The following is a 19,178-nucleotide window of genomic DNA, read 5'->3' as shown; positions in this document are numbered from 1 at the left end:
ATCCTGAGGAATGAAGGATCACATTAGTAGTTCCGCAGTAGTTAAGCTGCGGTGAATTCCGCGTGCGATTCTTTGTTCCTCAAGATGACAAACTGTTGTTTAAATTAATAAGTAATAAAAAAACCTTTGTCAAAGTTTTAAGCTTTAACAAAGGTTAATCAGTATCGATAAATTGGGATTTGGAATTTTTAAATTGAAATTTAATTATTCAGTATCCTTTGTTTCTTCTAAATCTTGGGTTTTCTTGCCGACTTTTATTTTTGGATTATCCTGCGTTCCAGTAACCGTAAGCGGAATTCCGAAGATGCCTAAAGGAGGCAATCCTAAACGCATTTTTAAGTTCAGTTTTCCGTCTAAGCTTGTTGTGCCTTCAATTCTTGGTCTGAAGCCTGCAAATTTGAATTTGAAGCGTTCTACGGTCATGATATTGTTTTTGATTGTGGTTTTAATATCTACTTTTGAGACGTCAGGATTTTTCATGGACTCCGAATTGGTTTCCTTGCTGACTGCGCTGAACATTTTCAATCCTCTAACTTTTACATCTTTTACAGAAAGCGTTCCGCCGCCAACAAGTGAAGGATAAACGGGTTCCATGTTTCCATTCAAACGGCCTTTTAATTGATAATCCAAAGAGACAATTCCTTGCGCTTTTTCAGCAGCGCTGGCCATTTTTCTGAAAACTTCAACTTCATTATAAGCTCTTTTGATGTCAAAATCTGTTGCTTTTATGGCGTAGTCGAAATTTGCTTTTTGAGGCGTTATTGCTTGGTAATTGGCATTCATTGTAACATTGCAGCCAATTAAATTGAAGCCTGTATTCTGCATCGTCAATTTGCCATTTTTCATATTTAAATGTCCAGTTGCATTTTGCAGATTTAATTTGTCAAAATTAACTTTTTGAGCATTTGCAGTAAACTGCAGATTCAAGTTTGACGGAATGATAATCACTCCGGTTTGTTTTGTTTCGGTTTGTTTCGTTTCAGTTTTAGGTGCCGAATTTTCTTTCACAGAGGCGTTTGGATCTGTATTAGACATGAATTCGTCAACATTGATGTATTTTGAAGAAGAGGTAAAAGCGCCTTTTAAAATGCCTGTATTTGTTGTAGCATAATTAAACACATTCTGTAAATATCCATTCATTCTAAAATCGGATTGCCCGTATGATGCCAAAAAGTTATTGAAGGACATTTTATCTTGATTGATCTTAAAAATACCTTCTTTAATGATGAATTTTTTAGGAAGATATTCAGATGAAATGCCAATATTTCTTAGCTCAAGTGTTCCTTTGTTATGAAGCTTGCTGTAATTGCCTTTTTCAGCATCGCTTTGTTTTCCTTTTAAAACAACATCGGCTTTTACAAAACCATCTAGGTCAAGTCCTTTTTGCGAAAAAACTTTGTAGATTTTATTTACGTCTAATTCTCCTTTGGCTTTTATATCGTAGGCTAAATCATTGAAATTGCTCAAATCAGCATCGACAAAAACAGGTTTTCCTTCAAAAGTAAACTGCGCAGGTTTTAGCTTTACTTTTAAATCATCATAAGTTCCTTTTTGATTGTTGATTTGAGATTTTACAACAATATTTGTAATTGGATTTGGGTAGTATTTAGTTTTTAAATATCCATTTTCCAAATTAATGCTTCCGTTCGTAACTGGAAAAAGTTTGTTTTTTTGATCAAACTTTCCATCGGCTTTTATATCAGATACCAAACTTCCTTTTAGTTCTAAATCAGGAATTCCAAGTGCTTTTGTTAGCTTTTCAAGATCAATTTTTGCTTTAAAATCGGCATTGATATCTGGTGTGTTTACTCCTTTTACGTAGAATTTGGATTTTAAATAATCCTGATTGATATTTAAGGATATATTTTTAGCGTCAATAATTGCCAAATCAGGGTTTAGTGATGGAACTCTTGTTTTAACATCCAAATTTAAATTTGAAACCGGAAACGCGCTTTTGTTGTAATTTACAAAACCACTGTCGATTTTTACGTCCAAATCAAGTTCCGGGGCAATATTTTGCGAAGCAATATAATCGCCTTTTAATGTTAGTAAAAGATTGGTGTTTCCTTTCAATTCGGTTTTAGAAAGCCATGTGATGTATTTTGGCGGAAACGCTGTAAAGACATCATATAAGTTGCTGTTGTTTGATTTTATAACAAAATCCATGTTGTAGCCATCTTTCAAAAAGTCAAATTTCCCTTTAAAATCTACAATAAGTTGATTGATTTTCAAGTTGTTTTGTTGGAAGAAAAACGATAACGAATTCACATTTACTTTCGTAATCAAGTCGGCATCAACCTTTTTGTTCATTAAGTAAGGTTCATCTTCATAAATCACATTCAATTTTTCGATTTTGGCCTTCGAATATAAATCAAAAACAGATTGATTTAAATCTCCTTTTCCTAAATAATTAAATCCAAACGCATCCAAATGAACTTTAGTCGATTGATCGTCATAAATTAATTTGCTGTTTAGAATTTGAATACGTTCCAGTTTTAAAGCGGTTTCGGTGCTGTCTTGCGGTTTTGAAGAGGCTTTAGATTTGTAAATGTTGTAATTTGCTTCACCGTTTGCATTGACTTTTACGTTGATAAACGAATCTGATAAATAGATCTGGTCAATCTTTACCGTTTTGCTGAAAACCAAACTCGCAACATTTATTCCGAATGAAACTTCTTTTGCTGTGATGAATTTTTCATTAGCATAAGGCGCAGATCCATTCAGATTTAAGTCGCTTAAAGTCAGAGTAAGTGATGGGAAATGATGGAAAAACGAGACCGAAACATCAGAATAATTCAGTTCTGCGCTCAATTTTTCATTTGCTGTTTTCTTAATTTGTTCTTTAATCTTATCTGCAAAAATAATCGGAGTCAAAAAAAGCAGTGCTAAAATAACCACGAAAGTTATTCCAAGATATTTTGCAGTTTTTAATAAAATGGATTTGGTTTTGCTTTTGGACATGATAAAATATTTAGATTAGAAAAAATGATGAAAAACATGGATTTTATTTATCCATGAACAGTTTCGTTTTTACCATAATTGGTAATAATCGAACCTTCGTATTCAATCCATTCTTTCCAGCGTTTGTCAATGTTGATATTGTCTTGGTATTTTCGGGCAAATCCTAAAAATGTGGTATAATGCCCTGCTTCAGAAATCATCAAATCACGATAAAATTTAGCCAATTTTTCATCTTTAATGTTTTCAGAAAGTACTTTAAAACGTTCACAGCTTCTTGCCTCGATCATTGCCGAGAATAATAAGCGATCGCAAAGTGCGTCTCGACGACTGCCATCTTTTTTCATGAATTTAAAAAGTTCATTTACGTAATGATCTTTTCTTTCGCGTCCAAGAGTAAGTCCGCGTTCTTTTATGATGTTATGAACCATTTGAAAATGCTCCAATTCTTCTCTGGCAATTTCAAGCATTTCAGTTACTAATTCCTCTAATTCAGAGTTATAAGTAACAATGCTAATGGCATTTGAAGCGGCTTTTTGTTCGCACCAAGCGTGATCCGTTAAAATTTCTTCGATGTTTGATTCGACTATGTTTACCCAGCGTGGGTCTGTGGCTAATTTTAATCCTAACATGACAGCGGTAATTTTATATGCTGCAAAATTAGTCTTTTTTTACCACCAAAAGTCAGGAAATATGGTGCAAAAACGTTCAAAAAAGCATTATTTTGTAAAATGAAACCAAATAAAATGGAACAGCAAAAAAAACTTTTAATTATTGGCTTTGTGTGGCCTGAGCCAAATTCTTCGGCCGCGGGTGGGCGAATGATGCAGTTGATTTCGATTTTTAAGCAAAGCGGATTCGAAATTACTTTTGCCAGCGCAGCACAGGATAGTGATTTTATGGTTGATTTGTCTGAATTTGGAGTGACCAAAAAGAGCATCGAACTCAATTCTTCGAGTTTTGATGATTTTGTTTTGGAATTAAATCCAGACGTTGTTTTGTTTGATCGCTTTATGATTGAAGAGCAGTTTGGATGGCGCGTGATTGAGAAATGTCCAAAGGCAATCCGAATTTTGGATACAGAAGATTTACATTGTTTGAGAACTTCTAGGCAAAAAGCTTTTAAAGAAAACCGAACTTTTGAAATTCAAGATTTATTATCTGAAGAAGTGGCAAAACGAGAAATAGCAAGTATTTTAAGATGTGATTTGTCTCTGATTATTTCTGATTTTGAAATGAATGTTCTGAAAAATGTTTTCAAAATCAATGAAGAATTGCTTTTTTATCTTCCATTTTTGGTTGATGAAATGAAAGAAGGAGAGCTTTCGGAATTGCCTTCTTTTGAAGAAAGGAAAAACTTTGTTTTCATTGGGAATTTTCTTCATGAACCAAATTGGAATACCGTTCAATATCTAAAAGAAGCAATTTGGCCTTCTATAAAAAAAGATTTTCCAGAAGCTGTTTTAGAAGTTTATGGCGCGTATCCTTCGCAAAAAGTACTGCAATTGCATCAGCCTAAAAATGGTTTTTATATCATGGGAAGGGCGGAAGATGCTAATGAAATTGTGAAAAAATCAAGAGTTGTTTTGGCGCCAATTCGTTTTGGGGCCGGTTTAAAAGGAAAATTATTAGAAGCCATGCAATGCGGAACTCCGAGTGTGACCACTTCAGTTGGTTCTGAAGCTATGCATGAAAATTTACCTTGGAATGGTTTTATTGAAGATAATCCTGCGGAATTTTCTAAAAAAGCAATTACACTTTATCAAGATGAAAATCTTTGGAAACAATCTCAAAAAAACGGAATCGCAATTATCAATAAATGTTATCAAAAAAGTGCTTATGCTGAAAAATTGATTGCATTGACAAACTCACTTTTGGCGGATTCTGAAAATCATCGTCTACATAATTTTATGGGAAATTTGCTGCAACATCATGCCTATAAAAGCACAATGTACATGTCAAAATGGATTGAGGAGAAGAATAAAAATTAAGCCTGCATTTTTCCAAAACCTACTGTTTCGCGATACATCTGTGGTGAAACATCAGCATTGGTTTTAAAGAAACGGCTGAAATAATGTTCGTCATCATAACCCAATTCGTATGCAATTTCTTTGACTGTTTTGTTGGTGAGGTATAATTCTCTTTTGGCTTCGATAATAATTCGTTCCGAAATTAAATCGGTCAACGTTTTGTTGAAATAATTCTTAGATAATTTGGCCAAAGTTTTAGGAGAAATATTTAGTAAATCAGCATAATTTCCTGCCGAATGTTTGGTTTTGAAATTCAGTTCAATAGCGTCTTTTAAGTTTTGAAGAATAATAGGTTCTTTAGAATCTGGAACCGATTTCATTTCCTCTAATTGCTCTGTTTTTAACCTTGAAGCTGTAATTAAAAAGATTTTTAAATACGAAATAAGCAGTTCATATTGCGCTAATTCTGCATTCTGAATCTCCGTTTTCATTTGGTCAATAACCATATTAAAAGTTAGGGAAGCTTGCTCTGTAACTTTTACATAAGGAGGCTGGTAAATATTGTTGAATAGAACGCCATTGCAAGAAACTTCTTTTTGATGCATGTGGATGCAATAAAAATCAGGGTGGAAATGAATCGCAATCCCTTCAATTCGCTCGCTCACACAAAGCATAAATGGCTGATACGGCGAAAAGGCAAGAAGTGAGTTTTCTTCAAAATGATGTTCTGCAAAATCAGCTTTTACTTTGCCTTTTCCTTTGGTTACCCAAATTAAAGAGTAATAATTGTTGCGCTGTAAATGATCAAAATGGCTGTTATCATCAAAAGAAAGAATCTTAAAAGCTAAATTGCCATTCTGCGGATTTGTTAAAGTAAAAACATTTTGCGAACTCATGATTTATTTCATTTTTAGAAAATATAAAGATAGTCATCAAATAAATTCACAACTATCTTTATAAATTGATTTTTGTTATAATGATTGCGTAAATCTTGATTAAACTGTTGGAAAGTCAATTTCAGTATTTGCCACATTATTGAAGTAATTTGTCAGAACGTTTAATGCTACATGACCAATAATTTCTGCAATTTCAGCCTCAGAAATTCCTGCGTTTTTAGCTTTGTTTACATCTTCGTCATTTACTAAACCATTTTTGCTGATTAAAGTTTTAGCCAACTGTAAAATTGCTTCTGTTTTAGCATCATCAGAATTTCCTAATCTTGCCGCTTTTAAAACTGCCGGATCTGCTTTAATTAATTTTTCTCCAATGAAAGTATGAGCTGCTAAACAGTAATCACAAGAATTGCTTTCTGAAACTGCCAGAGCTATTAATTCGCCAGTTTTTGCACTTAATTTTCCGTGGCTTAATGCACCACTTAAATTTAGATAGCCTTCAAGAACTGCTGGAGAATTTCCCATTGTTCTCATCATGTTTGGAACAACGCTTAATTTTGCTTGTACAGCGTTGAATAAATCTTTAGTTTTTCCTGTTACTTCTTCTGGGTTTAAAGCTGTTAATCGTGCCATTTTATTTGATATTTAATTGTTATTATTTGTTGTTGTCTTTTGACATTACAAAGTTGTAACGATTACAAATCTTAGAACATGGAGGATTGACGCTATGTGATGGATAATTTTCCCTAATGATTTTGGGAAATAAAAAATCCGTCAATTACAATTTGTAATAGGGATTAACAACAATTTTATCCTGTAGGGATTACATATCGGTAGAAAAACGGTTGCATTAAATAATTTGTCCCGTTAGGGACTACACATTCCGGAGAATTGGTGTAGTCCCTAACGGGACAATAAAAACGATCGGAAATTTTTTCTACCAATATGTAATCCCTACGGGATATTATTTTAGGATTCCTTCAACAGCTTGAATAGTCGTAGCATGATAACCAGATTTTGCTTTTTCAAAAACCTGTTTTGCCCAAACTTTTCCTTCTGGCGTTTTAACCATTTCTTTATAAAGCATCATTACAGATCCAGTTCTACTGATTCCAATTAAAAATTGCTCAATTGCAGGATAAGCCGGTTTATATTGATGACGCAATGCCTGAACAAACCACTGGCGTTTGATGATAAAATTGCCACCTTTTGTAAAGTTGAATTCTTTGTCAATGGCGTCCATTTCAGCAACTGTAATATCAGCCGGAAGATGATCTATAAAGTGTTGTTTTTCTGCTGTAGTTGTGATTTTTTTGCTTAATCCAGCAACGCCAGTTTCTCTCCAGCTTTTTTGGATAGCGTCAATCGCATCAAAATCAGGAGAACTAACTGGAAGAATGTTTGATGGGATTCCTGGTTTGTAAATCCAGTTTTCCAATTGAATTTTATCTGCCAAAGCTTTATCGTCTTTGATTAAATTTTCATTCAAATATTTAACGAAATCCTCTGTTGTAATTGATTGGAAAGCATGAGAATCAAAGTAATTTTTAATAAACGGATCAAATTTGTCACGTCCAACGGCATTTTCAATAACTCTCAAAAATGCATATCCTTTTACGTAAGGAATCTGGCTGATTCCGTCGTCAGGATTTCTTCCAGTCAAACTAACTTTTAATCTGGTATCTGGATTTGTATCCCCGAATTCAGCGACATTGTCCGTTAATTCTTTATTGGTGATAACGTTTTGCATTTCAAATTCTTTCTTTCCAAAAATAGCTTCTCCAATTCTGTGTTCTACATAAGTTGTAAAACCTTCGTTTAACCAAATGTCATCCCAAGTAGCATTTGTAACTAAGTTTCCGCTCCAGCTGTGTCCTAATTCATGTGCTAATAAACTTGTTAGCGAACGATCTCCTGCAATTACACCAGGAGTCAAGAAAGTAAGGTTTGGATTTTCCATTCCTCCATAAGGAAAACTTGGTGGCAAAACTAAAACGTCATAACGTTCCCAACGGTAAGGTCCGTATAATTTTTCAGCAGCATTAACCATATTTCCAAGTTCAGCAAATTCCCAAGCTGATTTTTTCAACATTGATGGTTCTGCGTAAACTCCAGTTCTTTTGTCTATAGCTTGAAATTCAATATCTCCAACAGCAATAGCCATTAAATAAGACGGAATTGCTTTGTCTTGTTTGAAAGTATAAACTCCAGTGTCATTTTTCTTCTGCGGATTTACAGCACTCATTACGGCTAATAAATCTTTAGGAACCGTGACCTTTGCATTATAAGTAAAACGAACTCCTGGCGAATCCTGACACGGAATCCAAGTACGAGACCAGATGCTTTCTCCTTGAGAGAATAAAAATGGTTTCTTTTTGTCTGCAGTTTGTTCTGGCTTCAACCATTGTAAAGCAACAGCATCTTTCGTTGTGTTGTAATAAATGTTTACTTTAGTTGTGTTTGGTTCGATAGTTACGTGAAGCGGTTTTCCGTGAAATTCAGTGTCTTTTCCAAGTTCAAATTTGGTTTCTTTTTCGTCATCACCTAAAGTTACTTTTATAATGTTTAGAGTGTTTTCGTCGAAAATAATTTCGTTTCCTTTGCTGATGTTATCGATGGCCCAAGATGCTTTTCCTGAAATAGTCTGTGTGTCAAAATCGACTTTAATGTCTAGATCAAGATGTTTTGCAACAGCAAGTTCTGGTTTAGAATAGCTGTGTTCATCAACAACAGCAGTTGTTTTTTCGGTTTGTTCTTTTTTCTGGCAAGCAATCGCTGTAAGAAATAAAGCAACGAGGATTAGTTTCTTCATATTGTGAGGTATTGAATTTGAAGATGAAAATTAAACAAAAAATCCCGTTTTGAATAAACAAAACGGGATTTAATTATAAAATTAACAAAGATTACGCCAACATTGTAACTGGGCTTTCGATGTATTGTTTTAATGTTTGTAAGAACTGAGCTCCAGTTGCACCGTCAATTGTTCTGTGGTCACAAGCTAATGATAACATCATCGTGTTTCCAACTACGATTTGACCGTTTTTAACTACTGGTTTCTCAACAATTGCACCTACAGAAAGGATTGCAGAGTTTGGTTGGTTGATAATTGAATTAAATTCAGTAATACCAAACATTCCTAGGTTAGAAACTGTAAATGTGCTTCCTTCCATTTCTTGTGGTCCCAATTTTTTGTTTTTAGCTCTACCAGCAAGATCTCTTACGCTTCCACCAATTTGAGATAAACTCATAGCATCTGTAAATTTCAATACAGGAACTACTAATCCGTCTTCAACAGCTACTGCAACACCAATGTTTACGTGGTGGTTGATGATGATAGCATCTTCTTTCCAAGTAGAGTTGATTTTTGGGTGTTTTTTCAATGCTAAAGCACAAGCTTTGATTACCATATCATTGAAAGATACCTTTGTATCAGGAACGCTATTGATAGCAGCTCTAGCTTGCATTGCTTCGTCCATACTTACTTCAATCACTAAGTTGTAGTGAGGAGCAGTAAATAAAGATTCAGATAAACGTTTTGCAATAATTTTACGCATTTGAGAGTTTTTGATCTCTTCTGTGTAAACTTCTCCAGCAGGAACAAATACTTTTGGAGCAGCAGGAGCAGATGCTTCTTGTTTAGCAGCGGGAGCAGAAGCAGCAGTTTGTGCTTGAGCAGATGGAGTAAAGTTTTCGATATCGCTTTTTACGATACGTCCGTTTTCTCCAGAACCTTTAACCTGAGATAATTGAATTCCTTTGTCAGAAGCAATTTTCTTAGCTAAAGGAGAAGCTAAAATTCTTCCTCCGTTAGAATTGTCAGCTACAGTTTCAGTTGCTTTTTCAGCAGCAGGCGCAGCTTTTGTTTCTTCAGCAGCAGGAGCGCTTGCAGGTGCAGCACCTCCGGCAGTATAATTTTCAGCAATTCCAGAAATGTCAGTTCCAGCAGGCCCAATGATAGCTAATAAGCTGTCAACAGGAGCAGTGTTTCCTTCTTGAATTCCGATGTATAATAATGTACCAGCATTGAAAGACTCAAACTCCATAGTAGCTTTGTCTGTTTCAATTTCTGCTAAAATATCACCTTCAGCTACAGCGTCGCCAACTTTTTTCAACCAGCTAGCTACTGTACCTTCAGTCATAGTATCGCTCAAACGAGGCATAGTTACAACTACAACTCCTTTTGGCAATTCAGCCGCTGCTTTTGCAGGAGCTGCAGTTTCAGTTTTTGCTTCAGTAGCAGGAGCGTCCGCTTTTGGAGCTTCAGCAGCAGGAGCATCACCACCAGCTAAAAGAGCAGAAATATCTTCTCCTTCGTTACCGATGATTGCTAATAATGAATCAACTGGAGCAGTTTCTCCAGCTTGAATTCCGATATGTAAAAGAGTTCCTTCGTTAAAAGATTCGAACTCCATTGTTGCTTTATCTGTTTCAATTTCAGCAAGGATATCTCCTTCGCTAATTTTGTCGCCTACTTTTTTTAACCAAGTCGCTACCGTTCCTTCCGTCATAGTATCGCTCAAACGAGGCATTGTTACTTTAATCGCCATGATGTTATAGTTTATGAGGTGTAAATGGATAGTCTTCTTGTGCGTATACTACATCGTATAATTGTTGTAAGTCTGGGTATGGAGATTCTTCAGCGAATTTCGCACACTCTTCAACCAAGTCTTTAACTCTTTGGTCGATTACTTCGATTTCTTCTTCTGTAGCATATTTTTGATCCAAGATTACATCAAGAACTTGTGTAATTGGGTCAATTTTTTTGTATTCTTCAACCTCTTCTTTAGAACGGTATAATTGTGCATCAGACATAGAGTGTCCTCTGTAACGGTATGTTTTCATTTCAAGGAAAGTTGGTCCGTCTCCACGACGCGCTCTTTCAATAGCTTCGTGCATAGCTTCAGCAACTTTAACTGGATTCATTCCGTCAACAGGTCCGCAAGGCATTTCGTATCCTAAACCTAATTTCCAAATGTCAGTGTGGTTTGCAGTTCTTTCTACAGAAGTTCCCATTGCGTAACCGTTGTTTTCAACGATAAATACAACCGGAAGTTTCCATAACATAGCCATGTTGAAGGCTTCGTGTAAAGAACCTTGTCTAGCAGCACCGTCACCAAAATAAGTCATAGTAACACCGCCAGTGTTGAAATATTTGTCTGCAAAAGCAATACCAGCTCCTACAGGAATTTGAGCTCCTACGATTCCGTGTCCTCCGTAAAAACCATGCTCTTTAGAGAAAATGTGCATAGAACCTCCCATACCTTTAGAAGTTCCAGTCGCTTTTCCTAAAAGCTCTGCCATTACATTTCTTGGATCAACGCCCATACCAATTGGCTGAACGTGGTTTCTGTAAGCAGTAATCATTTTGTCTTTAGTCAGGTCCATAGCGTGAAGTGCTCCCGCTAATACAGCTTCCTGACCATTATATAGGTGTAAAAAACCTCTAACTTTTTGTTGAATGTATAATGCTGCAAGTTTGTCTTCAAACTTTCTCCAAAGTAGCATGTCTTCGTACCACTTTAAATACACCTCTTTTGTAACTTCTTTCATCTGAATTCTTTCTTTTGCTAAAGTTTGTTTGTGTTATCAATTGTTGCCTATAACGCAAAATAGTTTCCTCCCACAAATTTGCGCCCGAAAGGTCGGGATGCAAAAATAAGACATTACATTTAAGAACTAAAATTTAAACGCTACTTTTTGGCTTTTTTTTACAAGAACTTTTTATCGAACATAAAAGGAAGCAAATTTTTAAGGGATGCCGATTTGTAAACTTCGCCAATTTCGCCCATAAAATAGATTTCTATAGGGGTGTCTTGCTTAATTTCGTACTCTGCAATTGATTGACGACAAGAACCGCACGGTGGAATAGGAGCAGTGGTTTGATTTGTATCAGAAGCTGCTGAAATGGCAATTTTTAGAATTTTGGCTTCGGGATATGCGCTTCCTGCGTAGAAAATAGCAGTTCTTTCGGCGCATAATCCTGATGGATAAGCTGCATTTTCTTGATTTGAGCCTAAAATTATTTTTCCGTTATCTAGAAGCAACGCTGCTCCAACTCTAAATTGAGAATAAGGGGCATAAGCTTTTTTACGAATTTCAATTGCCTGATTCATTAAATCCTGTACATCTTGAGAAAGCTCATTGATGCTGTCGTAAATTGTAAAGGATGATGTAATGCTTATTTCTTTCATTGTTTTTATGGGAAAAAAAATCCAAATTTCTAAAAATAGAAATTTGGATTGTTATTGTTTTTTATTTAGATCGTTTAATATTCTTCATATTTGTCTCCAAAGTTAAACGTTAAAGAAAAACGAAGTGTGTTTTCTAACGGATTTTTAACTTTTGAAGTTGAGAATAAGTACGAAACATCAACTTTTACGATGTTGTATTTGAAACCAGCGCCTAAAGAAAAGAATTGTCTTGCTCCTTTTTGCGGGCTTTCATGAAAATATCCTGCACGAAATGCAAAAGAATCTTGGTACATATATTCTCCAGCTAGGCTATAAGTAACCTCTTTTATTTCTTCGCTAAATCCGCCTGGAGCATCTCCAAAAGATTTAAACATTCCTTGGAACCAACCTATATCATTGTATTTGTTGTAGGCAATTGTGCTTTGTTCCTGTGCGCTTTCTCCTGGGTCTGTAAAATCACCATCTCCGTTTAAATCTACCGCCTCTTGTTGTCCTGGAGGAGTAGGCACAAGTAATTTTGTAAATTCAAGACTAACTGCAAATTTGTTGTAGTCGTCAAGAATAAAATCAAATCCTCCCCCTAAACGCATGTTAGCAGGCAAAAAGTTTTGGCTTAAATCATCATTGTCGTAACTGATTTTTGGTCCCATATTCTGAAAATTGAAACCTGCTCTCCATCTACCGTTAAAATTAGTATAAGCGATTTCTTCAGATTGGTAAAATCCGGCAACATCAACAGCAAACGATGTTCCAGCAGTGGCATCTACATCTTCTGAGGCAACTTTTAAATTAGAGCGAATATATCTTGCTCCAACAGCCATCGAAAAGGTTTCGCTTAATTTTTGTGAATATGATCCATCTAATGCAAATTCATTAGGTGATACAATATTTGGAACTTCGTTTGGGTCGCCAGTTCTTCTTAGCTCGATGTCTCCAAACCCGAAATAGCGAAAACTTCCTGCAAAAGCGCTTCGGTCGCTAAATTTATTGTAATACGTTAATTGTCCAAGTGAAATGTCATTGGCCAAATCTGTTAAATAAGGGGTATAGCTGATAGAAAGTCCTTGTGCATCTGTAGAAAATGCATATTTAGCAGGATTCCATTGCTGAGAGAAAACGTCAGACGATGTAGCTACACCCTGGTCTGCTAGACCTGCGGCTCTTGCGTCAGCGGCTACTAATAAAAAGGGAACACCAGTGGTTATTGGTCGATCCTGGGCTTTTGCGTAGGATATAATTAAAAGGCAAATTAATAAAAGTGATATTTTTTTCATTTATGGGACTAATGTTTTTGGTGGTTTTGGTGGTGCAAATATATATATTATTATAAGATGACAAGCTTTTCGTACTTTTCTGCTTTTTTATTTGTTAAATTTGATTTGACTGTCAGTTTATAAATGTAAACTCCCTTGCCTATTCTATCTCCATAATCGTCTTTTCCGTCCCAAGTAATTTCTCTTGAAAGAAATCCTTCAGTTGTGATGATTTGGTTTGTCGTCCAGACTACTTTTCCTGTAATAGTCATGACTTGTACCTGAACTTCTAATGGTTCATAAGGCCTGTTGTGCGAAAACCAAAATTGGGTGTAGGTTGAAAAGGGATTTGGATAATTAAGAACGTGGGTTAAAGATAGTGATTCATCTCCAACGACAACAAATTGTATTTCACTAGTTACAGGGTTGTTGTAAACATCCCAAGCTGTAAAACTTATTGTATGCAGTCCTGCTTTTAAATTTCGAAGCGGGAAGCGTAAATTTCCATTAGTATAATCGTCTAATTTTGTTTGATAATAATCATTCAAAATATAAGGATTGCTGACGTCTCCATCTAATATCGCTACTATGTCATGCCCAATTCCACTAGCTGTATTAATTCCATTTTCGTCTTCAAGAAACGCTAAAAGAAACGGATTTTCATTTGTTATACCACCAGAAACAAATGTTTCGTCGTTCATATATAACTTAACTTTTGGACTAATATTGTCTTGAGGAGCATTTTCATTTATGCCTCCTATTTTAATAGTAGTGTTGTAGCCAGATTGATTTTCTAGGCCTTGGGTTTTCTTCGAATAAAAACTAATTCGGCCGTAATCAACAGGAATTCTAATATCTCTTGGAACAACAAAGCTAAATTCAAATTGGCCGTTTGTGACAGATGCATTTCCTCTAAAGATAGTTTCGCCAAGGGTCTTGAATGACATTGCGGGGCTAAATCCATCATTGTTAAGGGTGGAAGTTGTAATTAGCTTGTCAAAAATTGCAGTTGCCAATTCGCCGTTGTAATTGCTTAAAAGTGTGTTGTTTTCGTCTGTGATTTCTCCTGAAATCTTGATTTTTGAAAGCGATTTCAAGTCTGGAATCGCCTGCGAAATCACAATGTCGTTTATTTTTGTTAAATTAATTCGCGGTTTCGGGATTGCAAGCATTAATGCCGGATCTCCAATGTAAAAAATCACATTACTTGAAGAACTTGGATTTTCATTTTTTGAAATTCGAAGGGCTTCAGAAATGGTGGTGTATTGGTTTGATCCATACGAAAGCAAATTTTTGCTCAAACTATCATTGAAATTCTCTGCATTAAATTGGCCAATTGATCGAATTGTCGTCAACATTGAGATTGCACCTCCTTTTGGATTCCAGTACGTGTATTCGCCGGCGGTTGGTCGCGTTGGGTCGTCAAATCGGGAGAATTCACAAGTAATGGTGATAAATAAAGGGTATTTGTATTGATTGTTTAAGTTTTGCCCATCTGACTTTTCCCAAATTCTTTCGCTGGCCAATCCATCCTCGCCACCATGTCCTAAATAATTAAAAACTAGTGCGCCTTTTTCAAAAGCGTCAAATAAATCAGTTCGTGCTTTTGGATATCGTGATCCACCTGCAGAGGCTTCTTGAGTATAAGAGTCTAAAATGATTTTGTCAATATTGAAAAAAGGCTTTTGAGTGGCGATGACGTCTGCAAGTGCATTTTGGCGCGATTGAAGTGTCGCATCTGAGCTTTGGTCTGAATCGTCACTGATCAAAACAAAATTGTTTTTCCAGCTTCCATAGGATTTGGCATCATGATACTCTAAGACTTTGTTAACCATTTCGCTGGCCTGAGCATTGTCCGAAACTAGCATACGGCCTGTTGCAATGTCAATGCCGCCAAAGAAACTGGTGATGTTTCCTTCGTCGGCATCCATTAAGCCATAAAAATCATCAGAAGCAAATGAAGCTTCTCCCGTAGAGTTGCTAATGATGGAATGATATATAGGTACAATATTAGTGTTATTTGAAATTCTGTCCTTATAATCGTAGGAAGCATCTCCGAATAAATTTACGTATTTGATTCTTTTGTCTGTTGAAGATGCGTTTTCGTAAATATATCGAATACAGTTTCTAATAGCAGCGATGTCCTGCTTTCCCGAAGAAAATTCCTGATAGATGTTTTCAAGCGCAATAACTTTCACATTTAAATTAGAATAATTGCGGTGAAAAGTAGCTAGTTTTTCTGCTTGAGAGCTTAAAGATTTAGGTGAAATAATAACGTAGTCTATGTCTTGAAAGCTGTTTTGGGCATTTTTAAAAAGAGTTCCTTTCAAATTTTGATTGGCAACTTTTGATTGGCTCTCTTTTAAAGGTGCTAAATAATCTGAGGCATCAATGGCAATATATTTTCTGATTTCGCCCAAAGAAGCTTTAAAGCTGAAAGTAGCTTGATTTGTATTTTCAACTTTAGATGTATTGTAAATATCGGTAATATCCCAAATTTGAGATATTCCTGTTGCGTTTGCTATGGTATAATTTACAATTCCGGCGGTAGATCCTGCTTGGTCATATTGAAATTTGAATTGTTTTCCGGTTCCAAGGAGTTTCCTTTTTGCAACAATATTGATGTAGTCAAGATATCCTTTTGACCCTGGAACACCATTATTATTATAGGTAAGCTTTATTTTTGTGTTTTCAGAGCCTGAAAATGTTGTGTTTGCAGGCAGTTTTCCGGTATAGAATTTAATATCTGAACTTGAGGCTAGTGCATTAAAATTGATGTTTCCAATGTTTTGTCCATTTGCGCTTATCGCGAAAGAGGTAGATGTAAAAGCTGCAGAAGCTGCGACAACCTCTATTTTTATTGGAATTGATGTGTCAAGATTTGGAAATGTAAACGAAAATTCTTGTTCTTGATTGATGTCAAATGATTCTCCAAACCATTGACGCCCTAAATGAGCAATGTTTGTTTGGTCAATTTCATGGTATTGATAGTCATCAAACGTGTTTAGTTCTAAAGTTGCAGTGCCAGAAGGTTGGCTTAAGTTTGCGATTCGCTTTCCATCGCCGCCAGTGGTGGTTACGTAATAATAAGATTTCGAGTCATATAAATTAAGGTTGGTCTGGCTTTCTGAATTCCAGTTTTCAACTCCTTCGGCATAAAATAGAATGTAATCGTCATTGTTGAAGATTCCGTCGGTTTCTCCAATAATTTGGATGGCATTTTCTGTTAAATCATCGGGATAATATGTGTTGTTGGCTAAAGGAAGCATTTTGCCACCGTTTCCGTAGATTTTAATTCTTCTTGGGTCAGTTTTGCTGGGATCAAAACCTAGGCTTTGCAAAAAAGCTTTGGAGATTTTATAAACACCAGATTTTTCAACATAAAAGCGATACCAATCTCCTGAAGCCAAAATGGAATTAGTGACTGCTGCAGTTTTTTGAAAAGATGAAGTATTGCTGTTTTTTGATGTTGCGTTAGTAGAAGAATACGAGAAAGATTTGATTCGTTTGTATCCATTGCCGTCTTTTAGAATTGGTGAAAGCGATAAGAAAAGTTGCTTTTTGTCTCTTGACGAAGCAGATTTTAACGTTTCATTTGGTTTTTCGGGAATGTTTTCGAGAGATAAATCGCCAAGTTCATTCGTTGAAATTCCTTCGTAAATAATGTTCGAAATTTGGACAGAATTGCTCGTTGTAAAACCCGAATCGCTTAAATTAAGAAGCAATGTTAGGCTTTTTTTAGTATTGTCGTATCGAAAACTGCTTCCAGAAAAGTAAGGAATAATAGTTTTGAAATCGCCAAAACTCATTTCTTTTTTGCCTTGCCAATCTATCGTGAAGCTCCCATTTATCTGAGAAAAAGCAAAAATCGGAATTAAAAAAAAATATAAGATTAAGACTTGTTTCATAGGTAAAGAAAACGAAATTGATTGCAAAATATTTTAGTAAGTAAAAATATAGTATTTCATGTTATAGTAAATAATAAAAAGTATATTTTTGCGTTCGTAACTATAGGTTATTTTCTGGTAAAAAACAGCTAAATAAAATTATTAGAACAGATGTTGCTAATTAAATGTTAATTATTATATTGCAGCACCTAAATTTATCACCTAAGAATGAGTATGAAAGTAAACAAAATTGTAGTCTTGCAATTAATGATGTCAATGGTATTGATGTTGGGCACGGCTAGTTGTAGCAAAAAATCGAGTTCCTCTCACGCTTCTCGAGCGACTGGGTGGGATGTAGATAGTCAAAATGGAACGGCTGCTAGAAATGCAGGAAAAAAACAACAGGCAGGTCCTGGTTTAGTTTTTGTTGAAGGAGGTACATTTACAATGGGTAAAGTACAGGATGATGTTATGCACGATTGGAATAACACACCAACTCAACAACACGTTCAATCATTCTATATGGATGAAACCGAAGTTACGAACGGTATGTACTTAGAATACCTTGAATGGTTGAAAAAAGTTTTCCCTCCAACTGAAGAAAATTACAAAAACATTTACGAAGGAGCATCTCCTGATACATTAGTATGGAGAAATCGTTTAGGATATAACGAAACTATGACTAACAACTACTTAAGACACCCTGCTTATGCTGAGTACCCTGTAGTTGGAGTTAACTGGATTCAAGCTGTTGAATTTAGTAAATGGAGAACAGACCGTGTGAACGAAGCTGTTTTAGAAAAAGACGGATACATTAAAAAAGGTGCTAAAACTCAAGATGTAAGTGCTGAAAGTTTATTTAATACAGAGGCTTATTTAGCATCTCCATCTACTTCTTACGGAGGAAGTGAAGAAATTGTATTAAAGAAAAACCCTAGCGGAAGAAGACCTAAAGCAGGTAAAGATGGTGTAGTTCCAGAAGAGAAAAACGTATATGCACAGCGTTCTTCAGGTGTTATTTTACCTGAGTACAGACTTCCTACTGAAGCAGAATGGGAGTATGCAGCTGCTGCTGATGTTGGACAAAGAGAATACAATATCTATAAAGGACAAAAGAAATATCCTTGGTCTGGAGATTACACTCGTTCAGCAAAACGTAAAAACAGAGGTGATCAATTGGCTAACTTTAAGCAAGGAAATGGTGACTACGGTGGAATCGCTGGATGGTCTGATGACGGTGCTGATATTACAAACAAAGTAAAAAGCTACGCTCCAAATGATTTCGGATTGTACGATATGGCTGGTAACGTTGCAGAATGGGTAGCCGATGTTTACAGACCTATCATTGATAACGAAGCAAATGACTTCAACTACTTTAGAGGTAACCTTTATGCTAAAAATAAAATTGGCAAAGATGGTAAAATTGAAATCGTTTCAACTGCTAACATTAAATACGATACTTTAAGCAACGGTAAAATTATTGCAAGAAATCTTCCAGGAGAAATTGCTCAAGTTCCAGTTGACGAACAAGAAACTTATTTAAGACAAAACTTTAGCCAAAGCAACAATATTAACTACAGAGATGGTGATAAACAATCTTCTAGATATTTTGACTTCGGAGATTCAGAGTCTGGACCAAAAGCTGACCAAGCTATGTACAACTCTCCTAAACATAATGTAACAACTGACAGTTTAGGAAAAATGATCAGAAAATACGATAGCTCTAGCAAACGTACTACTTTAATCGATGATAAAGTAAGAGTTTACAAAGGAGGTTCTTGGAGAGATAGAGCTTACTGGTTAGATCCAGCTCAAAGAAGATATTTCCCTCAAGATATGGCAACTGATTACATTGGTTTCAGATGTGCAATGTCAAGAGTAGGATCTAAAACTGAAAAAAGAAAATCACCAAGGAATTAAGATTTAGAAATTCCAATATAAAAAATTCCAAATTCCAAAAGCTGAATATTCAGTCTGGAATTTGGAATTTTTTTATTGTTTTTTTTCTACTTTTATCATCTATAAA

Annotated in this window: 12 protein-coding genes; 2 read left to right on the top strand and 10 right to left on the bottom strand. The window is 35.5% G+C overall.

The annotated features are described in order from the left end of the window. Positions 1-204 precede the first annotated feature (204 nt). Together AAYQ19_RS09520 and AAYQ19_RS09515 are read right to left on the bottom strand one after the other, a co-directional pair. Positions 205-2,961: an AsmA-like C-terminal region-containing protein gene (locus AAYQ19_RS09520; protein WP_343535994.1), complete on the bottom strand. Its 2,757-nt coding sequence runs from the start codon at positions 2,959-2,961 to the stop codon at positions 205-207. 47 nt (positions 2,962-3,008) lie between these two features. Continuing rightward, positions 3,009-3,590, bottom strand: a complete 582-nt coding sequence (locus AAYQ19_RS09515; RefSeq protein WP_343535993.1) for a MiaE family protein — start codon at positions 3,588-3,590, stop codon at positions 3,009-3,011. Between the two features lie 114 nt (positions 3,591-3,704). Between AAYQ19_RS09515 and AAYQ19_RS09510 the strand changes: the two genes are divergently transcribed. Further along, the gene (locus tag AAYQ19_RS09510) at positions 3,705-4,949 is read left to right on the top strand and encodes a glycosyltransferase (RefSeq protein ID WP_343535992.1); all 1,245 of its coding nucleotides are present in this window, start codon (positions 3,705-3,707) and stop codon (positions 4,947-4,949) included. Here AAYQ19_RS09510 and AAYQ19_RS09505 read toward each other — a convergent pair. From AAYQ19_RS09505 to porU, 8 genes are all read right to left on the bottom strand, one after another. Further along, positions 4,946-5,824 (bottom strand): helix-turn-helix domain-containing protein, encoded by an 879-nt coding sequence (locus tag AAYQ19_RS09505; RefSeq protein ID WP_343535991.1) that lies wholly within the window; start codon positions 5,822-5,824, stop codon positions 4,946-4,948. The genes AAYQ19_RS09510 and AAYQ19_RS09505 overlap by 4 nt on opposite strands. A gap of 99 nt (positions 5,825-5,923) precedes the next feature. After that, complete coding sequence (locus AAYQ19_RS09500) at positions 5,924-6,454, bottom strand: carboxymuconolactone decarboxylase family protein (protein ID WP_343535990.1); 531 nt, start codon at positions 6,452-6,454, stop codon at positions 5,924-5,926. A gap of 331 nt (positions 6,455-6,785) precedes the next feature. Continuing rightward, on the bottom strand, positions 6,786-8,633 hold the full coding sequence (locus AAYQ19_RS09495) for a hydrolase/aminopeptidase (protein ID WP_343535989.1): 1,848 nt from the start codon (positions 8,631-8,633) through the stop codon (positions 6,786-6,788). A 91-nt stretch (positions 8,634-8,724) separates the two neighbouring features. Then, a complete protein-coding gene (locus AAYQ19_RS09490) occupies positions 8,725-10,368 on the bottom strand; it encodes a dihydrolipoamide acetyltransferase family protein (RefSeq protein ID WP_343535988.1) in 1,644 nt (547 codons plus the stop codon). A gap of 4 nt (positions 10,369-10,372) precedes the next feature. Then, entirely contained in the window at positions 10,373-11,371 is a 999-nt protein-coding gene (pdhA, locus tag AAYQ19_RS09485; protein ID WP_026728681.1) for a pyruvate dehydrogenase (acetyl-transferring) E1 component subunit alpha, read from the bottom strand. A gap of 158 nt (positions 11,372-11,529) precedes the next feature. After that, positions 11,530-12,012: a cytidine deaminase gene (gene cdd / locus AAYQ19_RS09480; RefSeq protein WP_343535987.1), complete on the bottom strand. Its 483-nt coding sequence runs from the start codon at positions 12,010-12,012 to the stop codon at positions 11,530-11,532. 74 nt (positions 12,013-12,086) lie between these two features. Beyond that, entirely contained in the window at positions 12,087-13,286 is a 1,200-nt protein-coding gene (gene porV / locus AAYQ19_RS09475) for a type IX secretion system outer membrane channel protein PorV (protein ID WP_343535986.1), read from the bottom strand. Positions 13,287-13,336: 50 nt separating this feature from the next. Further along, positions 13,337-17,173, bottom strand: a complete 3,837-nt coding sequence (gene porU, locus AAYQ19_RS09470) for a type IX secretion system sortase PorU (RefSeq protein ID WP_343535985.1) — start codon at positions 17,171-17,173, stop codon at positions 13,337-13,339. A gap of 213 nt (positions 17,174-17,386) precedes the next feature. Between porU and gldJ the strand changes: the two genes are divergently transcribed. Continuing rightward, positions 17,387-19,072: a gliding motility lipoprotein GldJ gene (gldJ, locus tag AAYQ19_RS09465; protein ID WP_343536816.1), complete on the top strand. Its 1,686-nt coding sequence runs from the start codon at positions 17,387-17,389 to the stop codon at positions 19,070-19,072. Positions 19,073-19,178 lie beyond the last annotated feature (106 nt).

This window comes from Flavobacterium mesophilum (genome assembly GCF_039581405.1).
In the GTDB taxonomy this organism is placed as follows: Bacteria; Bacteroidota; Bacteroidia; order Flavobacteriales; family Flavobacteriaceae; genus Flavobacterium.
The sequence above is the reverse complement of the archived record's forward strand: the minus strand, read 5'-3'. Positions and strand labels throughout refer to the sequence as shown.

Bases quoted from the DNA above. Each gene is read 5' to 3' on its own strand.
- AAYQ19_RS09520 (WP_343535994.1), bottom strand. From the start codon at position 2,961: ATGTCCAAAAGCAAAACCAAATCCATTTTATTAAAAACTGCAAAATAT.
- AAYQ19_RS09515 (WP_343535993.1), bottom strand. From the start codon at position 3,590: ATGTTAGGATTAAAATTAGCCACAGACCCACGCTGGGTAAACATAGTC.
- AAYQ19_RS09510 (WP_343535992.1), top strand. From the start codon at position 3,705: ATGGAACAGCAAAAAAAACTTTTAATTATTGGCTTTGTGTGGCCTGAG.
- AAYQ19_RS09505 (WP_343535991.1), bottom strand. From the start codon at position 5,824: ATGAGTTCGCAAAATGTTTTTACTTTAACAAATCCGCAGAATGGCAAT.
- AAYQ19_RS09500 (WP_343535990.1), bottom strand. From the start codon at position 6,454: ATGGCACGATTAACAGCTTTAAACCCAGAAGAAGTAACAGGAAAAACT.
- AAYQ19_RS09495 (WP_343535989.1), bottom strand. From the start codon at position 8,633: ATGAAGAAACTAATCCTCGTTGCTTTATTTCTTACAGCGATTGCTTGC.
- AAYQ19_RS09490 (WP_343535988.1), bottom strand. From the start codon at position 10,368: ATGGCGATTAAAGTAACAATGCCTCGTTTGAGCGATACTATGACGGAA.
- pdhA (WP_026728681.1), bottom strand. From the start codon at position 11,371: ATGAAAGAAGTTACAAAAGAGGTGTATTTAAAGTGGTACGAAGACATG.
- cdd (WP_343535987.1), bottom strand. From the start codon at position 12,012: ATGAAAGAAATAAGCATTACATCATCCTTTACAATTTACGACAGCATC.
- porV (WP_343535986.1), bottom strand. From the start codon at position 13,286: ATGAAAAAAATATCACTTTTATTAATTTGCCTTTTAATTATATCCTAC.
- porU (WP_343535985.1), bottom strand. From the start codon at position 17,173: ATGAAACAAGTCTTAATCTTATATTTTTTTTTAATTCCGATTTTTGCT.
- gldJ (WP_343536816.1), top strand. From the start codon at position 17,387: ATGAAAGTAAACAAAATTGTAGTCTTGCAATTAATGATGTCAATGGTA.